The sequence below is a fragment of the Rossellomorea aquimaris genome (genome assembly GCF_020171925.1).
GTDB classification, from domain to species: domain Bacteria; phylum Bacillota; class Bacilli; order Bacillales; family Bacillaceae_B; genus Rossellomorea; species Rossellomorea aquimaris_F.
This window is the reverse complement of the sequence record NZ_JAIVAR010000003.1, coordinates 333,930-354,502: the sequence shown is the minus strand read 5'-3', so window position 1 is coordinate 354,502 and position 20,573 is coordinate 333,930. Positions and strand designations below refer to the sequence as shown.

At 47.6% G+C, this 20,573-nt stretch carries 17 protein-coding genes and 1 other annotated feature; of the genes, 12 read left to right on the top strand and 5 right to left on the bottom strand.

The annotated features are described in order from the left end of the window. The first annotated feature begins 66 nt into the window (after positions 1-66). Both LCM10_RS13125 and LCM10_RS13120 read left to right on the top strand, forming a co-directional pair. Entirely contained in the window at positions 67-1,830 is a 1,764-nt protein-coding gene (locus LCM10_RS13125) for a sensor histidine kinase (protein ID WP_263621492.1), read from the top strand. Then, entirely contained in the window at positions 1,811-2,536 is a 726-nt protein-coding gene (locus LCM10_RS13120; protein WP_224876720.1) for a LytR/AlgR family response regulator transcription factor, read from the top strand. Before LCM10_RS13125 ends, LCM10_RS13120 begins: the two co-directional genes overlap by 20 nt. A gap of 64 nt (positions 2,537-2,600) precedes the next feature. Here LCM10_RS13120 and LCM10_RS13115 read toward each other — a convergent pair whose 3' ends face one another. Next, positions 2,601-3,497 carry a glycerophosphodiester phosphodiesterase gene (locus LCM10_RS13115; protein WP_224876719.1) on the bottom strand — a complete coding sequence of 299 codons (897 nt, stop codon included), beginning with the start codon at positions 3,495-3,497 and terminating at the stop codon, positions 2,601-2,603. A 292-nt stretch (positions 3,498-3,789) separates the two neighbouring features. Here LCM10_RS13115 and LCM10_RS13110 point away from each other — a divergent pair, with 292 nt between their 5' ends. From LCM10_RS13110 to LCM10_RS13070, 9 genes are all read left to right on the top strand, one after another. Continuing rightward, on the top strand, positions 3,790-5,238 hold the full coding sequence (locus LCM10_RS13110) for a carbon starvation protein A (protein WP_224876718.1): 1,449 nt from the start codon (positions 3,790-3,792) through the stop codon (positions 5,236-5,238). Between the two features lie 854 nt (positions 5,239-6,092). Next, on the top strand, positions 6,093-6,266 hold the full coding sequence (locus LCM10_RS13105; RefSeq protein ID WP_224876717.1) for a hypothetical protein: 174 nt from the start codon (positions 6,093-6,095) through the stop codon (positions 6,264-6,266). A 358-nt stretch (positions 6,267-6,624) separates the two neighbouring features. Then, entirely contained in the window at positions 6,625-7,170 is a 546-nt protein-coding gene (locus LCM10_RS13100) for a sigma-70 family RNA polymerase sigma factor (RefSeq protein WP_224876716.1), read from the top strand. Continuing rightward, positions 7,163-7,813, top strand: a complete 651-nt coding sequence (locus LCM10_RS13095; protein ID WP_224876715.1) for a hypothetical protein — start codon at positions 7,163-7,165, stop codon at positions 7,811-7,813. Before LCM10_RS13100 ends, LCM10_RS13095 begins: the two co-directional genes overlap by 8 nt. 24 nt (positions 7,814-7,837) lie before the next feature. After that, positions 7,838-8,088: a binding site (T-box leader), on the top strand. A 106-nt stretch (positions 8,089-8,194) separates the two neighbouring features. Continuing rightward, complete coding sequence (locus LCM10_RS13090) at positions 8,195-9,397, top strand: MFS transporter (RefSeq protein ID WP_224876714.1); 1,203 nt, start codon at positions 8,195-8,197, stop codon at positions 9,395-9,397. A 318-nt stretch (positions 9,398-9,715) separates the two neighbouring features. Then, the gene (gene proS / locus LCM10_RS13085) at positions 9,716-11,146 is read left to right on the top strand and encodes a proline--tRNA ligase (protein WP_224876713.1); all 1,431 of its coding nucleotides are present in this window, start codon (positions 9,716-9,718) and stop codon (positions 11,144-11,146) included. A gap of 487 nt (positions 11,147-11,633) precedes the next feature. Next, the gene (locus tag LCM10_RS13080) at positions 11,634-11,813 is read left to right on the top strand and encodes a hypothetical protein (protein ID WP_224876712.1); all 180 of its coding nucleotides are present in this window, start codon (positions 11,634-11,636) and stop codon (positions 11,811-11,813) included. 218 nt (positions 11,814-12,031) lie between these two features. Then, complete coding sequence (locus LCM10_RS13075) at positions 12,032-12,523, top strand: hypothetical protein (RefSeq protein WP_224876711.1); 492 nt, start codon at positions 12,032-12,034, stop codon at positions 12,521-12,523. 68 nt (positions 12,524-12,591) lie between these two features. Beyond that, complete coding sequence (locus LCM10_RS13070; RefSeq protein ID WP_224876710.1) at positions 12,592-13,155, top strand: GNAT family N-acetyltransferase; 564 nt, start codon at positions 12,592-12,594, stop codon at positions 13,153-13,155. 117 nt (positions 13,156-13,272) lie between these two features. On the opposite strand, the gene LCM10_RS13065 is transcribed toward LCM10_RS13070, so the two are convergent. From LCM10_RS13065 to LCM10_RS13050, 4 genes are all read right to left on the bottom strand, one after another. Then, positions 13,273-13,770 (bottom strand): DinB family protein, encoded by a 498-nt coding sequence (locus LCM10_RS13065; RefSeq protein ID WP_224876709.1) that lies wholly within the window; start codon positions 13,768-13,770, stop codon positions 13,273-13,275. Between the two features lie 169 nt (positions 13,771-13,939). Continuing rightward, positions 13,940-15,520 (bottom strand): FMN-binding glutamate synthase family protein, encoded by a 1,581-nt coding sequence (locus tag LCM10_RS13060; protein ID WP_224876975.1) that lies wholly within the window; start codon positions 15,518-15,520, stop codon positions 13,940-13,942. 93 nt (positions 15,521-15,613) lie between these two features. Continuing rightward, positions 15,614-17,335, bottom strand: coding sequence for a pyruvate oxidase (locus LCM10_RS13055; protein ID WP_224876708.1), 1,722 nt, complete (start codon positions 17,333-17,335; stop codon positions 15,614-15,616). Positions 17,336-18,183: 848 nt separating this feature from the next. Beyond that, complete coding sequence (locus tag LCM10_RS13050; protein ID WP_224876707.1) at positions 18,184-19,863, bottom strand: AbrB family transcriptional regulator; 1,680 nt, start codon at positions 19,861-19,863, stop codon at positions 18,184-18,186. 208 nt (positions 19,864-20,071) lie between these two features. On the opposite strand from LCM10_RS13050, the gene LCM10_RS13045 reads away from it, so the two are divergent. Continuing rightward, positions 20,072-20,539 (top strand): hypothetical protein, encoded by a 468-nt coding sequence (locus LCM10_RS13045; RefSeq protein ID WP_224876706.1) that lies wholly within the window; start codon positions 20,072-20,074, stop codon positions 20,537-20,539. The last annotated feature ends 34 nt before the right edge of the window (positions 20,540-20,573 follow it).

Below are 20,573 nucleotides of genomic sequence, written 5' to 3'. Positions count from 1 at the left end.
GTAATGATTCTATTTCATGAGAGAACGGATCCATCTTATATAAGAAACAGACAAGGAGGTGTGCCTATGCTCATAGCCGCTATGGTGGAACGGCTAGGGATCATCGTGACGGTGGCGTTTGTGATGACGAGGATCGGCTTTTTCCGGAAGTTGATCGAGCAGCGTAGTCATGTGAAAAGGTCACAGACGTTATTCATCATTTTATTATTCGGCTTTTTTGGCATCATTGGTTCTTATACGGGTCTGGTTGTGAATGCGGTGGGGGATGAATATGCCAAATGGCATTTGACGCTCGAAGGCAATGAAGCGATTGCCAACTCAAGGGTAATCGGAATTGTGGCTGCTGGTTTATTGGGAGGCCCGTGGATTGGACTTGGTGCAGGTCTGGTAGCCGGGGGCCACCGGTATTTCCTTGGTGGATTCACTGCCTTTGCCTGTGGGGTATCGACCGTACTTGCAGGGATTCTTGCCGGTTATGTCGGGAAGCGTGAGAAGAAGAATCGCCTCGTTTCACCTACAAAAGCATTTTTCGTTGGTTTTCTTGCAGAAGCGATGCAAATGGGGATCATCCTACTTTTTGCAAAGCCATATCCAGTCGCCTTAGAACTGGTATCCGACATTGGATGGCCGATGATCATTGCAAATGGGATTGGTACCGGGATTTTTATCTTGATTATCAAGAGTGTGTTCCAGGAAGAGGAGAAAATGGGTGCCGTACAATCACAGAAAGCGCTCAGGCTTGCCGATCGCACGGTGAAATATATGCGAAAAGGCTTGAATTCCACTTCTGCTTTTGCCACATGCCAAATCCTGATGAAGGAAGTGGATGCCATTGCGGTTTCCATCACGAACAAGACGCATATCCTTGCTCACGTTGGGGTCGCTTCCGATCATCATCAAAAGGATAGGCCAATTCAAACCGAAGCGACAAAACGAGTGATCGAAACAGGGGAAATCCTGAAAGTGGGAAAGAAGGAGATCCATTGCGATCGTGACAACTGTCCACTGGGTGCAGCCGTCATGGCCCCGCTTGTCAAAGGGGACGAAATCGTGGGAGCATTGAAATTTTATTTTCATTCGGAGAAAAGCATTTCCCCTATCATGATGGAACTGACCAAAGGGGTCGCGACACTATTGAGCAATCAACTTGAACTGGCGGAGATCGATACCCATAAAGAACTGGCGAGGGAATCAGAGGTAAAGGCTTTGCAAGCACAGATCAGCCCACACTTTCTGTTCAATGCCATCAATGTCATCGTGTCACTGATCAGGATTCAGCCTGATAAAGCACGCACGTTGTTGATCTCCCTCTCTCAATTCATCAGGCAAAACGTAAATGGGAGTGCAAGATCTACTTCGACGTTGAGAGAAGAGTGTCAGCACGTAAAGGCTTATCTCGCCATAGAGGAAGCGAGGTTCTATGACCGACTGCAAGTGAAGTATGAAGTGGACGAAGAGGCTCTTCAAGCGGTTGTCCCCTCCATCACCCTTCAGCCCCTGGTCGAAAATGCGATCAAGCATGGAATGAAGAACCAGCTTGAGGGATTTATTTTAACCATATCGATTGTTCTTAAGGGCGGTACGGTCCATGTGAAAATAGAAGATAATGGGGAAGGAATTGAAGCAACGAGGCTTCAGTCCCTGTTGAAAGAACCGGTGAACTCAGCAACGGGCACTGGAATTGCCCTGTATAATGTGAATAAAAGACTTGTCATGATGATGGGTGACGAATCGGGTCTCTCAATCTCATCTGTACAAGGAAAAGGGACGATCGTTGCGTTTACATTGAGTGAAGAAAGGGGGAGATTGGATGAAAGTCGCAATCATTGATGATGAGCCATATAGCCGAGAGGAAATGAAGCATCTCCTTGGTCAATATGATTGGGTGGAGGTAGTCGGTGAAGCGAACTCTGCCGAAAAGGCGATGGAACTCATCTTGACGCGTGACCTGGATGTTTTATTTCTTGATATTGAGATGCCGGGAATGAGCGGGGTCGAACTTGCAGAGACCCTGCAGAAGATGAAGCGGAAGCCGGAAATCGTCTTCGCCACGGCTTACCCGGATTATGCGCTGAAAGCATTCAGGGTCGAAGCAGTGGATTATTTGCTTAAGCCATTTGACGAAGAACAGCTCGCCGGGACGATGGAAAGGTTGAAAAAGCTGATCCACCCGCAGGAAGAAACGGATGACAAACCAACAAAGACTATGGGCAAACTCTCTGTTCAAGATGAGGATAAAATCATCTTCATCGATCCCAGTGACATTCTTTACATATCAAGGGAAGAGCGGGAAACGTATATCTGCACCGAGAAAAAACGGTATACATGCAGGCTTCCGATCAAAGATCTGGAGGAGAAGCTCGCCACCTACCCATTTTTCAGGGTACATAAAAGCTATCTGGTACAGCTTCCATACGTTGAAGAACTCATTCCATGGGGGAATGGGGTGTTCCAGCTGAAAATGCGCGGTTCCCAAGAAAAGCTGCCGGTGAGCCGGAACTATGTGAAAGAGCTGAGGGAACGACTGGAGTTGTAGTTCAGCTTGAAAAGAGAACTAAATAGAAAAAGATGCGGGGAAATCCGCATCTTTTTTCTATTCGTTAGTTCATTTTCAATTCTTTCAATGCATCCTCCAACACATCCGGGTAATTCGTGAACATCCCGGTAACTCCCCATTCGAGAAGGCGTTTCATATCTTCTTTGTCGTTCACGGTATATGGGTGGATCAGAAGATCGTGCTCCCTGACTTTTTGCACATACTCTTCATCGATTTTCTTGTAGCTCATGCCGATTCCAGCAGCATATTCGTGATAGTGGTCAAGTTCTTCATCGGTGATTGTTGCCTGTGTTCTATAATCAATCAGTTGGACCAACGGGATATCGCCGTTCAGATCATGGACCTTTTGCAAGCTTTCTTCACTGAATGATTGGATGATCACTCGGCTTGATGGGCCATTTTGTCTGATCAGATTATATTCTTCAAGGATTTTAAGCAGTTCTTCTTCCATACCAGGGTATACTTCTGGTGATTTTGTTTCGATGTAATAGTTTTTATTTTTACCAAAGTGTTCGATCACTTCTTCAAGGGTCTGAACCTTCAGTCCTTTGAACCCTTCATTGGCCATTTCTGGGTGAGCTTCGTTGAACCATGAGCCCGCATCCAATTGTTTGATTTCTTCGAGGGTATGATCCTTCACAAGTCCGCTTCCATCCGTTGTACGATCAAGTGTTTCATCGTGCATGGCAATGAGCTCGCCATCTTTCGTCATTTGTAAGTCGAGTTCGATGTAATCCCCACCCATTTGATCGCCAAGCTCGTAGGAAGGCAATGTGTGTTCCGGCGCATAGCCTGAAGCCCCACGATGTGAAATATTCAAGATTTTGTTGTCGTTCAGCTCGGGACTTGTACCTGATTGAGCTGCTGCAGGACTGACAGCACCTGCCCCCATGCCGATCACGGCCGCCGATAAACAAAGATTTCTCATAAACTTATTCATATTCCCTCTCCTCTCAAATGTTGTCTTCGATTTCATGATAAGAAAGGAACATGAAGGAGGTATGACGGTTTTGAAAAGGTTGAATCAAGGTTTCTTTACGGAAATGTGACAAGTGGGAGGAAACGTATGTGAAATTAGTCGTGTTTTTATATGCGGAAGCCCTTACATGTTAATCGTCATCCTATGCATGTTAACCCGAATTTTAGACATGATAGACAGAAATGTGACGAATATGTGAAGGGTGGTGGTATGATGAAAGCGTATTCATTATGAACGGAAGGGGATCTGTATCATGATCACATTTCTTGTAGCAATTGCACTTTTAATCGTGGGTTACTTCACATATGGAAAGTTTATAGAGAAGCTTTTTGGTGTCAACGAATCCCGCACGACACCAGCTTATAGCAAAGGGGACGGAGTCGATTATGTCCCGATGAACACAAAGAAGAATTCAATGATCCAGCTTTTGAATATCGCGGGTGTTGGCCCTATCTTCGGACCGATCATGGGGGCACTTTACGGACCGGTCGCATTTTTATGGATCGTCCTTGGTGCGATTTTTGCCGGAGCGGTACATGATTATTTAACGGGTATGATATCCATCCGTAACGGGGGAGCCCATCTGCCGGCACTTGCAGGAAAGTTCTTAGGAAAAACAATGAAGCATGTTGTAAATGGATTTTCAATTTTACTCTTAGTGTTGGTTGGTACAGTATTCGTGACGGCACCTGCCGCACTGATTGCAAACCTGACACCAGGTTGGATCACATTGGGAGTCATCATCGCAGCCATCTTCGTATACTACATTGTTGCAACTCTCTTGCCGATCGATAAAATCATCGGACGCGTATATCCATTGTTCGGAGCACTGCTTTTGGTCAGTGCAGTCGGAGTGGGTGCAGGACTTGTCATCACAGGAGCGGATATCCCAGAAATCACATTAACCAATATGCATCCTGATTCTGTGGCCATCTTCCCATTATTATTCTTGACGATTTCTTGTGGGGCACTGTCAGGATTCCATGCGACACAATCACCGATCATTTCTAGAACGACACAAAATGAAAAGAACGGCCGCAAGATTTTTTACGGAATGATGATTCTAGAAGCAATCATCGCCATGATCTGGGCAGCGGCAGCGATGAGCTTGTTCGAGCCAGGTGAACTGAGCGCGATCCTTAAAGAGGGCGGACCTGCTGCCATCGTCAGCGAAGTATCCGTATTGATGCTTGGATCAATCGGCGGAACACTTGCCATCCTTGGCGTCATCGTCCTACCGATCACATCCGGTGATACGTCATTCAGAAGTGCACGTATGATCATTGCCGATTATATCAACGTGAAGCAAATCAAGATGTCAAGCCGCTTATGGATTGCCATCCCACTGTTCGCGATCTCGATTGCATTGACACAAATCGATTTCAACCTGCTATGGAGATACTTCTCCTGGGCGAATCAGTCAACGGCCATGATTGCCCTTTGGGTCGGAGCCATGTACCTTGGGCTTCAGAGAAAACCTCACTGGGTCGCATCGATTCCGGCCGTGTTCATGACAATGGTGACGTTCACGTATATCTTGAACGCGCCAATCGGCTTCGGGCTATCCGTTGGAGCATCCTATACAGGAGCAACCATCGGGACGATCGCAGTCATCATCGCCTTCATCTTCAGCCTTAGAAAACGACTGAACGCAGGCGGCGTCATCGAAGTGGACGAGGAATTGCCTCAACCAGCAGCATAAAAAAGAAAGAGCTTTCCGTTTATTACCGGGAAGCTCTTTTCTTTTTTCGTGCAAAATAAGAATGGTTCATAACCAACTGTTTTCTTCGTGATCACAGGGCGCTCAGATGCCCTACTATTGATGCGCGAATATGCCGATGAACCTGGAGCGGAAGCTGATCGGGCTTGGGTCACGGTCAGCGCTTGCATAGAAAGTAGCCGAGCGGCCAGTATAGGCACGCGGTGAGTTTCTTCGCCGACTTTGGACCGGGCGTGGACCGGGGGGACAGGTCCCTTGGTCCAAAGTCGGTTTCATCAGTGGGACGTAGGGACAGGTCCCTTGTCCCATTGTTAATCGTTTCCACTATTCAGAACAGGGAGTGATTCAGCATGACAAAGAAGACGAAAAAAGACGGCGGAACAAAGCAAAATCAAAACCACAAGCCTAAGCAGAAGACATCCGGATCTGCAAACGGGCAGAATGGGTATCACTAGGATGTTCATGAGGGCCAATCTCTTTTGGGATTGGTCCTTTTTTTGCGTGGGATGGGGTTGGTAGAGGAGAAGCGTGGCGAGAGGCGGATCGGGTAGTGATTTTTCGACTAGTTGTCGGAGATTTTGGGGAAGTGGCACGTATTTGTGGAAGGGTGGAGTGAAAATGGGGAAAGAGGTATGTATTTTTGAGAAATCGTATATAAATGGAAAAAGTGAAGTATTATTCTGGAATGTGGCACGAAAAGAACAGAATCCCCCTATCTTTTGAAGTAAAAGCCTCTCAAATGTCGAGATGACTTTGGAAAATACAAGCTGTTTATTCTGTTGAGATGGTTTATAATGAGTGAATAACACTATTTCGCCTTGAAAGGATGTCTCGTCATGACTGAAAAGAAGAAAATCAGCCTGCAAGAAGCGATGAAGCAGCAGCTGGCAAAGAAAAAGGAAGCCCAGGCAGGTGGCAAGCAATCAGTGAACGGCTTGGCGGCGAATCAACGCATGCAGAGTCAACAAACCAAGAAGCCAAGTAATACCCGCCGTAAAATGGGTAGTTAATAGGTTGGAGAAGAGCGCTTGTTTTATATGGGAGCTCTTTTTTTATTGGCTTTTTTGGGACGGGGATGGGTGAAGTCCAGGGAGAAGGACATCGTTTTTTATACAGGAGAATGGCTATTTTTGATTTGTGCGCAGAAATCCGAATTTGTGCGCCAAAATAATAATTTATGCGCGAAAATATAAAAATATGCGCGATTTTTTCATTTTATGCGCGAAAATTCGTAAATATGCGCATTTTAACATAATATGGAAACTTAGCGACCGACCAACTAACCAACCTCCAACCCATCTCCACAAATAAACCAAACCATTACATATCGTGTGTCGTCAAAGATGTAGAAAGCTGAGGTGGGGCGTGTTGAGTGCGGAATGGCTGCAAGATGATAAATCAAACAAAGATGAGCTGCTTGAAAGAGCCATGGAGGAGTATGGCAGGGCGGTCTTATATATGGCGTATTCATACGTGAAGGATCATGGACTTGCCGAGGATATTGCGCAGGAAGCATTTGTGAAATGTTACAGCAAGATGGATTCGTTCAGGGGGGAGTCAAGCCTGAAGACCTGGTTGATGAGGATCACCATCAATCAGTGCAAGGATCACCTGAAGCGCTGGGATACACGTAAGATTCTGTTTACGAATAAGGTGAGTGAAATCCTTCAGGAGCATGGTAATCCTGAATCGAAGACGATCCATGGAGAGAAGCGGAGTGAGCTTCATTCCAAGCTACTCAAGCTGCCGGTCAAGTATCGCGAGGTCTTATTTCTACATTATTATCAAGAGTTAAAGGTGAACGAGGTGGCTGAGGTTCTGGAGTTGAACCCGAGTACGGTCAAGACGAGGCTGAAGACTGGAAGGGAGAGGCTCCATCGGATGTATGGAGAAGGGAGGCGGTCTGATGGATAGGGAGTTGGAACGGAAGATAAAAAGAATGACGGATGAAGGACTGAAGGATCTTGAATTTAATACTGACCTGAAAAAGAAGGTCAGGGAAAAGGTGAAGACGGTAAAGCCATATCGCCGACGTTGGTATGCGCCGGTGATCAGCTTTCTGATTGTGCTCCTTCTTGTATTCTTTTTCGCCGTGGTGAAGGGAGAGAAGCTTGGGTTCATTGGAAGTGAGAGGCTGAGCGGTTTCTTCGAGAACAGCTCGAATTTTGATATCGAGATCATCGCTTCCCACGGGCCGGCGATCAGTACATTCGATGGGACGATCACGCGTGGGGATGAGGTGAAGCCCATCTCGTTTACAAAAGAAGAGCGGGATGAGATATACGAGAAGATTGAGAGCATCGGTTTCAAGAAGGGGCTGAACCTGCCGGACGGTGAGAACTGCAATTATCAGGCTTACGGTGGATATGAGCTGAAACTCCGGATGAATGATGATCTTTACGAGTACCATTATTCGGGCTGTTACACGACGAAGGATAGCCGTGCTGTGGATGAGCTATATGAAATGGTGATCGATATGATCAAGGAGAGGCCGGGATATGAGGAGATGGTGGAACCTTACTTGATGATGTTAGAATTTGGTTTACAAACCATATAATAGATGATAGGATTGAAAAAATTAACAAAAGCGATGATGAGAAGAGTAGCCGGTAGAATTCTTCGAAAGAGAGCCCCGGGAGCTGAAAAGGGGAAGGAAGGCTGTCGGTGAACCAAGACTCTGAGCTGCACATCGGAACTCGATAAGAGGGATGGTGTGACAGGGGCTCCTGTTACAGAGCTAGGGTATATTTAAGAAGGCCGTACCCGAAAAGGTTGATATGGCAACGTATCGACGAACTGGGGTGGCACCGCGAACGAAATCTCGCCCCCAAGACCAAAACGTCTTGGGGGTGGGATTTTTTTAGTTTGAAGGTACGTCCCTCAATGCTTTAAAGCGATGAGGGACGTACCTTGACGATTTCGCGGGGAGGAATGATTGATGAGGTGGAAGAAGCCGTTATTGTTGTTGTTGGGAATTGGTTTATCGAATGTGGGTGCATGGATTTTCTTGATTGCGCTCAACTTGATTGTTCTGGATGAAACAGGTTCGGCACTAGCGGTCGGGATCCTATATGTGTTGAAGCCGTTGGCTGCGCTCTTTACGAATGGATGGGCTGGGAGCGTGATCGACAGATTGAATAAACGGGGATTGATGGTGTTTCTGGATGTAACCAGGGCGGGGCTGGTGGCCGCACTGCCATTCTGCCCATCCATTACGCTGATGTATGCGGTCGTGTTTGTCATCAATATGGGGAGCGCTGTTTTTTATCCCACCTCGATGACATATATGACGAAGCTTATTCCGAGTGAGAACAGGCAACGGTTCAATGCGCTCCGGAGCTTGATCGGGTCGGGCGCATTTCTCATCGGGCCAGCCGTAGCAGGACTGCTTTTTATCATGGGTACTCCAACGATGGCGCTTTATCTGAACGCTATAGCTTTGTTCCTTTCTGGAATGATCACACTGCTGCTCCCTGATCTCGAGGGTGACTCAATGACAGGTTCGAAGAAGTTCTCGTTCGAAGTGATCAAGAAAGACTTGGGATTGGTCAGGGACTTTAGCCGCCGATTCACGTATGTGATGGTTGTGTATCTCTTGTTCAGCTGCATGCTGGTCATGACCGCAGCGATTGATTCACTGGAAGCCGCTTTTTCAAAAGAAGTGCTCGGGCTTTCGAACAGCACGTATGGATATCTGGTTAGCATTGCAGGTGGTGGATTCCTTGTCGGTGCTCTCGTGAACATTGCGATTGCAGACCGGGTTCGCGCTCTCCACCTGATCGCCTTCGGTTCGATCATGGTTTCGGCGGGGTATGTGGTCTATTCATTTTCAGATAGCTTCATCACTGCCGCAATAGGCTTTTCATTGCTCTCATTTTCACTTGCGTTTGCGCAGACAGGGTTTGAAACATTTATTCAGGAGCGCATTCCGGTGGAAGTGATGGGTCGTGTCAGCAGTATCTATGGGTGGCTGGAGGGACTTCTTGTCATTGTCGCAACCGTCGTGCTCGCTGTGGGTGCAGAGCTCTTATCGATCCGGACAGTGGTGACAATAGGCGCAGTTGTGATGCTGCTGGTGACCGTTTCCCTCTGTGTCTATTCATTGAGCAGGGTGAGGGTCAAGGCGCTTGCATCACGGTGAAAAATAAAATTGACACGACATGGAAAACTCTATATAATCATTTCAAATATATGAAATCATCGATGAGGATCAGTAAAGTGAACCTGTCTTTTCAGAGAGGGGGCCAGAGTGGTGTGAGGCTCCTATTGACAATCATTTGAACCTGCCTCGGAGTCTGAATATTCAGCGGTTGAATACCGTTATCATGTGAGAGTGTAAAGCTTTGCTTTGAATCAGGGTGGTACCGCCAGCAATGGTCCCTGATGATGAGCAGGGCTTTTTTTATTTATCAAAAAGGTGTGGGGACACACCTCTATTTTAAAAAAGAGGGTGCATGGCATGGCTAAGGAATTTGTGAAAGACGTAACCGGGATGGATGAGGATTTCGCCCAGTGGTATACGGATGTAGTGAAAAAGGCGGAGCTTGTCGATTATTCGAGTGTAAGGGGTTCGATGATCATCCGTCCTTACGGATATGCGATCTGGGAGAATATCAAGGAAGCGCTTGATGCGAAAATCAAGGAAACAGGTCATGAGAATGTGTATATGCCGCTATTCATTCCGGAAAGTCTCCTGCAGCGCGAGAAGGATCATATCGAGGGATTTGCACCTGAAGTCGCGTGGGTGACGCACGGCGGGGAAGAGGAACTTGCGGAAAGACTATGCGTCCGTCCGACTTCCGAGGTGTTGTTCGGTGAGCATTATAAAAACATTATCCATTCCTACCGAGACCTGCCTAAATTGTATAATCAGTGGGCGAATGTGGTTCGCTGGGAGAAGACGACGAGACCATTCCTGCGGACGCTTGAATTCTTGTGGCAGGAAGGTCATACGTGCCATGAGACCGATGAGGATGCTCATGAAGAAACGGTGAGGATGCTTGAAGTATACGCAGAGCTATGTGAAGAGCTGCTGGCGATCCCGGTGGTGAAGGGGCAGAAGACAGAGAAAGAAAAGTTTGCCGGTGCGAAGTATACGTACACGATCGAGAGCTTGATGCATGACGGGAAGGCACTGCAGTCCGGAACGTCCCACCATTTGGGTGACGGATTTGCGAAGGCGTTCGGCATCCAATTCACCGACCGCGAAGGCAAGCTTCAACATGTCCAGCAAACATCCTGGGGACTGACGACCCGTATCATCGGAGCGATGATCATGGTACACGGGGATGACCGTGGACTGGTCGTGCCTCCACGCATGGCGCCGACCCAACTGATGATTGTTCCGATCGCTCAGCATAAGGAAGGTGTGCTTGATTTTGCTTATGATTTAAAAGAGAAGCTATCGGCCGTGGCGCGTGTCGGAATCGATGCGAGCGACAAGAAGCCGGGCTGGAAGTTCAACGAGTACGAGATGAAGGGGATTCCGTTGCGCCTTGAGGTCGGGCCTCGTGATATCGAGAACGGCCAGGTGATCTTGGCACGTCGTGATACCGGGGAGAAGGTGACGGTGCCTGTTAGTGAACTGGAAGCGAAAGTACCAATCATGCTTGAAGAGATTCAGAAGAACCTTCTGGAAAAAGCAAGGGCGCATCGTGAGGAAATGACGAGTGTCGCGCCAACGTTTGATGAGTTTAAAAGCGTCATGTCCGAAAAAGGCGGTTTCGTAAAAGCGATGTGGTGCGGCGAGCTCGCCTGTGAAGATAAGATCAAGGAAGAAACCGGCGCGACTTCCCGTTGCATGCCATTCGAGCAGGAGCAACTGGCAGACACATGTGTGTGCTGCGGGAAAGCTGCAGAGAAAATGGTTTATTGGGCAAAGGCTTATTAAGAAGTAGTGGTTTTGTGTACCAGGTACAGGTTGTTGATGTTGTACCTGGTACGTTTTAAGGGAAGTGTACCAGGTACCGATCAGTAGGATTGTACCTGGTACATTTTTTTGTTTTGGAGGGGTGCCAGGCACAAACTAGGGGAGTTGAGCCTGGCACCATTTGAGTAATTTGAGCCAGGCTCAGAAGGTGGAATTTGAGCCAGGTTCAAAAGTCGGAAAACGAGCCAGGCTCAGAGGGCAGGAAATGAGTCAGGTTCAAAAAGCGCAAAACGAGCCAGGCTCAGAGGGCAGGAATTGAAAGCCAGGCTCAAAAGTCGGAAAACGAGCCAGGCTCAGCCTCCCGTCAATCCCGACATCTACACCCAAAAAGCCCACCGATACCCGCCAACCTTCCCATACCCTAAAATAATTCTTCTGTCCCTACTTTCCTTACCCTCGTCTATTTAAGGTTTTTTCCTAATATAAATAGGTAAGGAGGGGATTGAATATGTTTATGGAATTCATTGTTATTCTTATTATTTCGTTCGTGGTGATCAGTCTTTGGATGATTAATGTTAAACTCAACCGCCTCGCCAACCATTTTGATATTAGTGATGGCCACACCCTTTCTGATGAAGAAATCGAGAAAGAGCTCGAAGAAGAGTGGGAGAAGTGGTCTCAAAAATAATGTTGATCAGAAGCGTTCCCTTGATGAAGGGAGCGCTTCTTTTCTCAGGTGGTCTCCTGCGTGGGGATGTATCATTTTCTATCTTGCAGCATACCATTTTTCATTTATAGGACCCCATGCCACCAGTGGCTTAGTCGGAACTTTATCATTGAGCAGTGGATTCAGGGCAATCCCTTTTACAGACGGATTGGCATAGTATAGCTGTGAGGTGAAAATCCATGAAAGCATACATCAAGTGGATGAGTGGGGCTTTAGCCGTGCTGCTTGCGTTCTTGGTGGTTTATTTAAAGCTCAATCCACCGCTGGTAAGCGAAGGGCAGGGCTATATAGTGAAGGACCCCGGAGTGGTGACGGTGGAGCTTCAAAATGAGGGGATCCATAAGGTGAATTTGACGGGAATCGTGGTCAATGACGGGAACCGGCCAGAAATGGTGCGCATGGGGGTGAGCAGGACCAGTGCGCTGATCGGAATTTTTGCGGTGGAAGAGGAAATGGAAGGAGTCAGCTTTCATTCAATAGATGCATATGCGATTGAACCGGTGCTGAGCAGGGAAGAAGTGATTCAGCTCGAGGACGTAAATGATAGAAGCACAATCCGTCATTACGGAGTAGTGGTGAGACATGATGAGCGCATCGATTCAGTTCGTGTGAAGTATACGTATTTCGGGATTCCTTTTGTAAAAGAGATAAAGATTGAAAGATTGGAGTAACGCACGGTGAGAAACTGATATAATAAGAGAAATGGGGAAGGACGGAATCCCGGAAGAGAGGTGCCTCGGTGAAAACGAAGAGCTTGGGAATTGAAACACCGCGCTTGATTGTGCGGCCGTTCATGAAGGATGATTATCATAACTGGTTGCAGCAGAATATGAACAAGCTGCCGGCTCAGCATAAATATGACCAAGGGTTGCAGGACATGAGTGAGTGTACGGAATTTTGGTTCCATGACATGATTGAGCAGCAGGATAAAATGATGGACAATGATGAAGTGTATATATTTGGTATTTTCCTTAAACAGAATGGTGCTTATATTGGTAACATCGATTTTTCAACCCTTATGAGGCATAATTTTCACTGGGGGCGGATCGGTTACACATTGAACAATACGCATTGGAGGCAAGGTTTCGGGAAAGAAGCAGTAAGGGGTGCGCTGAAGATGGCATTTGAAAAAATTAATTATCATAGAATCGAGGCCCATATCAATCTCGATAATGCCCCTTCCATCAAACTTGCTGAAGCGGTGGGTATGAGATACGAGTGTACGAGGAAAGGGTTCATTCATGAAAATGGAAAATGGACGGATAACCTTGTATATTATTTGAATGCAGAGGATTATTATTGAGTCACTCTTCAGAAGATGAGTTATCTGTAGATTGAGGCGGAAATTAACATGTTGAATAGCCCTCTTGAAAAAACGTCCAGATCAAGGTACCGACCCCCGAAAGTTAGAGTGAAAAAACTAACTTTCGGGGGTCGGTACCCAAATCTGGGCGTTTTTCTTAGTAAGTACCTGTTGGATCTGCTGTTGGTGGTGGAGATCATGTTCCACTAGCGCATCCAGGTAGTCTGACAAGGTCAAATCCTGCCCCGCCAATTTAAATGAGTGGGTCCATTTCTCCTCGGGGATGGCCAATAGGCTCTGGAGCAATCTTTCTCGGGCGTTGATGAATGTGGTGATGACGTGCGATTGCTCTTTCGACCGGGCATCCACTGCTTGGCGATTGAGGATATCGGGGTCTGGTGCTTCGGGAAGTGGCTGAGAAGTGCCGAGATGGGGCAGTCTCTTTGTGACGACAAAATCATCCCATGGGGCAAAATGACTGATGATTTCAGCGGTACTCCACTTGTCATCAGCTATTGGGCGAAGCCAATCCTCTGCGGATAGTGCATTTAATGATCTCACCCATTGGAGCATATTTTGATGATGTTGAATGATCTTTGCTCTTCTTTCTTCCACAATCATCCCTTCTTTCAGATCAATCTATTCAATATTTTACCATAATTCCAGGGTGTAAGAGTATTTTCTCCTGTTAAAAATCGGCTCCTATTTGAAGGTACGTCCCGCATTGCATTAACGTGTTAAAGGTACGTCCCTCAGTGCTTTAAAGGAGGAACGTACCTTGTGGTTAGGAATGCATGGGCAATTCTGTTTCGGGTTTAATGGGGTGGAGCTGGCCGTCTTTGTCGCGGTAGACGATGTGCTCCCTTGATAGTTTGGTAGGGCAGTCGACACCGGCGGCGGCAGAGAGATTATAGAGTCCCTCCCGGAGTGAAAGCATGTAATTGCAGACCCGGAACGATTTTTCTTCGACAATCAATGCTTTTTGAAGCTTCTCATCCGTCGTGGCGACGCCTACCGGGCAGTTGTTCGTATGACATACCTGAGCCTGGATGCATCCGATGGAAAACATCAGTCCTCTGGCGATATTCACAAAGTCGGCGCCAAGGCCGAGCGCTAAGGCGATTTTATCAGGGGTAAGGAGCTTTCCTGATGCAAATAGTTTCACTTTATCTCTGACACCGTAGCGGACGAGTGTATCATGGACAAAGGGGAGGGCAGATTTAATCGGGATGCCTGTGGATGACGCCAGTTCATGGTAGGAGGCACCCGTACCGCCTTCACCTCCGTCAACCGTGATGAAATCAGGATGCTTTCCGGAGGAGGCCATATAAGAAGCGAGCCTTTCAACATCGTCCGTGTTCCCCACAACAAGCTTGATGCCCACAGGTTTTCCGCCGACCTCTCGAAGCTGATCGATGAAGTCCAGCATTTCCTCGTTGGTCCCAAACTCCTTGAACCGGTTCGGACTGTCGATGGACTGATAAGGCTCCACATTTCGGATATTCGCAATCTCGGGTGTCACCTTGCTTCCGTCTACGTGACCGCCGCGTGTTTTTGCCCCTTGTGCGAGTTTCAATTCAAATGCTTTCACCTGCTCGAGATCACTCTTCTTCTTGAACTCTTCCCAAGAAAATTCGCCGTCCTTTGTTCGGACACCGAAAAGGCCGGGGCCGATCTGGCAGATGATATCGACACCCCCTTTTAGATGGTGCTTCGATAATCCACCTTCACCTGTATTCATCCACGTACCCTTCGCGAGCGCGAGACCGGTTGAGAGGGCGGTAATCGCTTTTTCACCGAGAGATCCATAGCTCATCGCTGATTGGCCGATCAAGCTCCTCACTTTGAAAGGATATCTGCAAGTATCTTTCCCGATGATGGGTGAATCTTCTTCTTTTAAAAGAAAGGGATCGACTTCTTCCTGTTCACGGTGCTCTTTTCGCCTGAACAGATTATCCTTGTCGATTTTATAGATCATGGAAGTGATTTTTTCGCTTTGGTCAACGCGTAGTTCATCACGCTGTATCGGGAATAGTGTATTACGGATATAATAGCCTTCACGTTCAAAGTCACGCTCGGACCCGAATCCGAGCATACGGGATTTGTACTTTCCGGATATGACGGTCTGTTGATATTCATTTCTCGAAAAAGGCTTGCCCTCAAGGTCATTCGAGAATAAGTACTGACGCATTTCCGGTCCGATTTTCTCCAGGATGTATCTCATCTTCCCAAGGATGGGAAAGTTCCTTAATACCGCATGTTCTTCCTGTCGCTCATCAGAGATCATGAGATAGAGAATCATGCCTGCCGGGACAAGCAGGACAACCCCGATGAGGGAAATCAGGATCCATGTAATGATCGTCATGGCATCCACATGTCATTCCTCCTGTGTTCGAGAATAGTAGATAGGCAGGGGGGAGGCTGCCCCCCTGAAATGTAGTAATAGACACAGCCTCAATTAAAATAAACGTTTCAATGCTTTCCGCAATGGAGGCATTTCAACTTCATGCTCCTTAAAGAATTTTTTCATTAAATGTTTAGAGTAGCCGGTCGCCTGGTCAAATGTGATTTTTCCAGGGAGTGGTGGCTCGTCCTCGATCTGAACGTCCAGGATGACAGGTTTATTGGATTTGGAGGCCATTTCAAAAGCAGGTTGAAGGTCTTCATGTTTGATGATTCGGTAGCCTTCCCCACCACATGCTTTGGCAAACTGGGCAAAGTCGATGTCCTGGAGATCTGTTTCGTATTCCAGATGGCCGATTTCTTCCTGTTCGTATTTAATCATCCCTATTTTTCGATTGTTGAGAACAACGACGATGATCGGAAGCTTGTATTTGACCGCTGTTACAAAGTCATGCATCACCATGGTGAATCCACCGTCCCCGCAGACCGCAATTGCCTGTCGGTCCGGATAAGCGATGCTGCTTGCAATCGCCCCCGGTAGTCCGCATCCCATCGTCGCCATCCAACTGGAAATGATGAACTTTTGGTGGGTGATGCGGAAGTGGCGTGCCGTCCAGACCGTGACATTTCCAACATCGACTGAGAGCGTAGCGTCATCACGGGCGATCTTCTGGATCATGGGGATGACCTGGGGCGGTTTGATCGGTGCGGTTGCTTCAATTTCATCCTTCTGCACATGATTCCACCAGTTCCTCATATTCTTCTGGCACTCTTCTAAAAAAAGTCTGTCATCCCTTCGTGACAGGCTCTTGTTCATTTCATGCAGAACAAGCGATGAATCCCCTGCGATACCGACCGAAACGGGGTATCTCTTCCCTATTTGAGCCGAATCTGCATCGATTTGAATCGCTTTCGCATCATCCGGGAGGAATTCCCTGTACGGAAACGACGTTCCGATCATGATGAGAAGGTCCGTTTCATCCATCGCTTCATAGGCGGGCTTTGTGCCAATCTGACCGAGCTGTCCGAGATTGAATGGATGCTCATCAGGCAAAATGCCCTTCGCTGGAAGGGTAAAGATGATCGGGGCTGCCAGTTTATCAGCGAATTCCTCTAATTCTTCCCTTGCCCCTTTTGCCCCCGTACCTGCCAGGATCACCGGCCGTTTCGCGTTATTTAAATAGTGAAGGCCCGTATTGATATCATCAAGTAAGGGTGCAGGTTTGGCGGTGGAAGAGACGCTTGAGGTGTTCCGAACATGTTGCTTGATTTTTTGTCCAGGCATATCATCAGGGATGACGAGTACCGAAACACCTTTCCTTGCATAAGCGGTCCGGATGGCCTGATTTAAAAGATCCGGGAAGGAATCCGGTGACGAAACACGTGCATTGAACACCGAAACATCTTGAAACAAACGTTCCAAATGGACCTCCTGGAACGAATCCTCCCCGAGCTTGGAACTTTCCACCTGACCGGCGAGAACAAGAACCGGTGCCCCGTCCGCCTTCGCATCGTATAACCCATTCAGCAAGTGGATGGCACCCGGACCACCGATCGATAAGCAGACCCCGATCTTGCCTGTCAGCTTCGCATAAGAAGACGCTGCGAGTGCCGCGACCTCTTCATGTCGGACCTGAATGAACTCAATCTGCTCCTGTTCGCTCCTCAAATTGTCCACCAGATGATTGATGGAATCCCCCGGTAGCCCGAACAGATGCCGGATTCCCCATTCCTCCATCACCTCTGCAGCTGCATGTCCCGCTAAAACCTCTCTCATAACCTTATCCCTCCAACACTCATTTACTATTCCGTTACCACTAAAACTGGAAAACTAAACAAACCAAACTTGAAGGTACGTCCCTCGATGCGATAACGTACTAAAGGACCGGCATACGTTGCTTTAACGTGGTGAGGGACGTACCTTTGATGGAGGAGGATGGGGTGATTGGAGTGAGTGTACCAGTTACAGGGGGAGAGGTTTGTACCAGGTACACGGAACCCGGTTTGTACCAGGTACATGGAACCCGGTTTGTACCAGGTACAAGGACCACGAATTGTACCAGGTACACGGAACCCGATTTGTACCAGGTACACGGATCACGATTTGTACCAGGTACACGGACCACGGTTTGTACCAGGTACACGGATCACGATTTCTACCAGGTACACGGAACCCGATTTGTACCAGGTACACGGACCACGAATTGTACCAGGTACACGGACCACGAATTGTACCAGGTACACGGACCACGGTTTGTACCAGGTACAAGGACCACGGTTTGTACCAGGTACACGGAACCCGATTTGTACCAGGTACACGGACCACGATTTGTACCAGGTACAAGGAATCCGATTTGTACCAGGTACAAGGACCACAATTTGTACCAGGTACAAGAATCAAGGTACAAGAATCACCAACCCGGTGCCAGGCACAGAAACACGGTTTTGTGCCTGGCATCACGCCTCCACACACGAATCCAACCAAATCTCAACCACTTCCCAGCCTCTACACGTCCTCAAACTCCGCCTTCAATCACCACCGAGCTTCTACCACGCCCCCGAATCCCCCGAACCCCAAAACCCAAAAAAAGATCGAAACCCCAACCCGGGTTTCGATCTTTCGCATCATTCCAAGCCTTCGATCTTCAGTTCCTTCACCGGCAGGAAGCTTTCACCGGTGTCCATGAACGTGACTTGGACCTTATCATTTTCTTTCAAGTAAATCGCCAATGGGCTGATTTCGGATGATACTAGATAGTTCTTTCCATTATCCAGTAGGAAGGAGACGACGGTGTAGTCGCCGTTTTTCTCTTTGTAGACGCGGACGACTGAGCCGGATGTTTGTTTTTCTTCGGCTTTTGAACTGCCGTCCACTGTGCCGCCGCCTTTTTGCAGGGCGGTCTTGTATTTTTTTAGTGCCTGGTTCGGCGTATCGGCGTAGGCAGAGATTTCAGGGTTCGCTGCGGATACGATGAAATAGTTCTGCAGGAAGCCGTTGGCGTCGAGAACAGGTGTGAGCCAGCTTGCTTCACCGAAGAAGTTGTAGAGGACTGGCATTTCTCCGTCCCATTTCTTTTCGATGAATTTCTTTTGGATGATTTGCAGGGCACCCTGGGAGTCCATGTATGATTCTTCCAGATTTCCTGTGTAGAATGTCGCTTCACCTGTGCGTGAATTTGTCAGGGAGTAGCCGAGCATGGAGTCGACTCCCTCTTTTGGCGATGTGAAATCCGTGAAATAGTACATGTCGCCGTCTTTATTGAAAATTGGGCTGACGTTCGCTTCGGTTCCTTCATCGGAAGGCAGTTTTACGTCCGATTTACCGAAGATGCTGTTCCAGAAGCCTTGCACATAATTACCGAAGTAGCTGTTTTGCAGGCTGACGGTTTCAGGTGAGACGGCACCGTCGATGAAAGAAGGGACGTCCTTCAGTTTATATGACTTCGTTTCTCCGTTCTGAGGGTCGACCATGACGATCCCTTTTACATCGAAGCCGTTACGGGCGGAAATGAATTCTCCGTACGTGCGGATATAGAACGGCTTGCCTTCGTCATTGATTTCAAGCTGCGGATCTCCGTTGAAAATGTATTTCGGGTAGTTCATGCGGATGTGGCGCTCGATATTTTTGTTAAAGAAAGAAGAAGGGGTGTAGACCATTTCTTCTTTGATGAATTTCGGGTTCGCTGTGGAATCCGTTGCACTCAAGGTGAAGTAACCGGGCGTTTCATCTCCTTTGATCCATTTGAACAGTCCCGAGAATTCGACGGGTGCGATGTACACATACTTACCATCCACCTTTTGGATCTGGAGGTTGCCAAGCTCATAATAACTCGTATTCGGGACCTGGCCGAATGCTTTTTTCATTTTGTTGCGTGCGAACTGCGGTGGGACGCTTGCAGGTGTTTTTTCCTCATCGAACGCTTGAATTTCAGTTTCGACGCTCATTTTCGCTGACTCATATTTTTCGTCGGCATTGAAGACGAAAGCGGTGAGGAAGTAGACTCCCATACCTAGGCCGGCAAGGAACAGCATGCCTTTGATGATCCGTTCCTTCCCGGTTGAGAAAACTGCACCGGCACCAGCCGCCACGATGAACAGGATCCACATAGAAGTGAAGTTGCGGTCAAGGTTCGTCATGTAATAGAAGAGAAATGAACCGATGACAGTGATGAACATCGTCGCAGCAATCATTCCGACAACGGATGGGTTTGCCTTTCCTTCTTTCTTTTTTGAAAAAGTGACCGGGACCAGGAGCAGTGCCATGATCAGACCGACAATCACTGAAAATAATAAAATGTTACTCAATTGAAGTTCCCCTTTCCAGGATCTATTTCTGTATATGGTACATATACGGATGAAGAGGGTAGAAGGTTTCACCATCTTTTCTTGAAGAAAAAGGGACTTTATCCCCTGTTTTTCAAGAAAATGGATGTATTTCCTCCTATATATGTCCAAGCCATGGGATCTTGTTTTCATATAATGAAGTATTCCGAGAAAAAAGGAGGTGAGATGAATGGGTCTTACTTGTCCTTGTAAGTACCGGTTGGGGATTGAAGCGACCGAAGCCACTGCAACTGTAGTCGTTGATGGAGAAGAATCAATGTTGACTGAATCGATTAATTTTTCAGCGGTGCAATGTTTCACCGGAGGGCCAAACTGTAACCCTGCCGTGAATAACTTCACAATCAACTTTGGAGGCAGACCAGGAAGCACAATCAACTTCACGATGGGGAGACGCGGTATGATTTCGTGTACAGGCAATACGGTTGCCACGATGACGAATGGTACTGCTCGAGCTGCTGGGAATGTATTGCCAATGGGGGATTATACGGTCAACTTCAGCTACACCATCTCAGGTGATACAGCAACCGTTGTTATTTCAGCTTTCAATGAAGACGGAGATTCTTTTGATACAACATTTGAAGCAGATGTAACGCCACAGACGTTTATTGGAGCTTGTGACGAAACGGTTGGTGGATAAGCCACTGGTCAGTGACCATAAGAAAAAGCCGGAG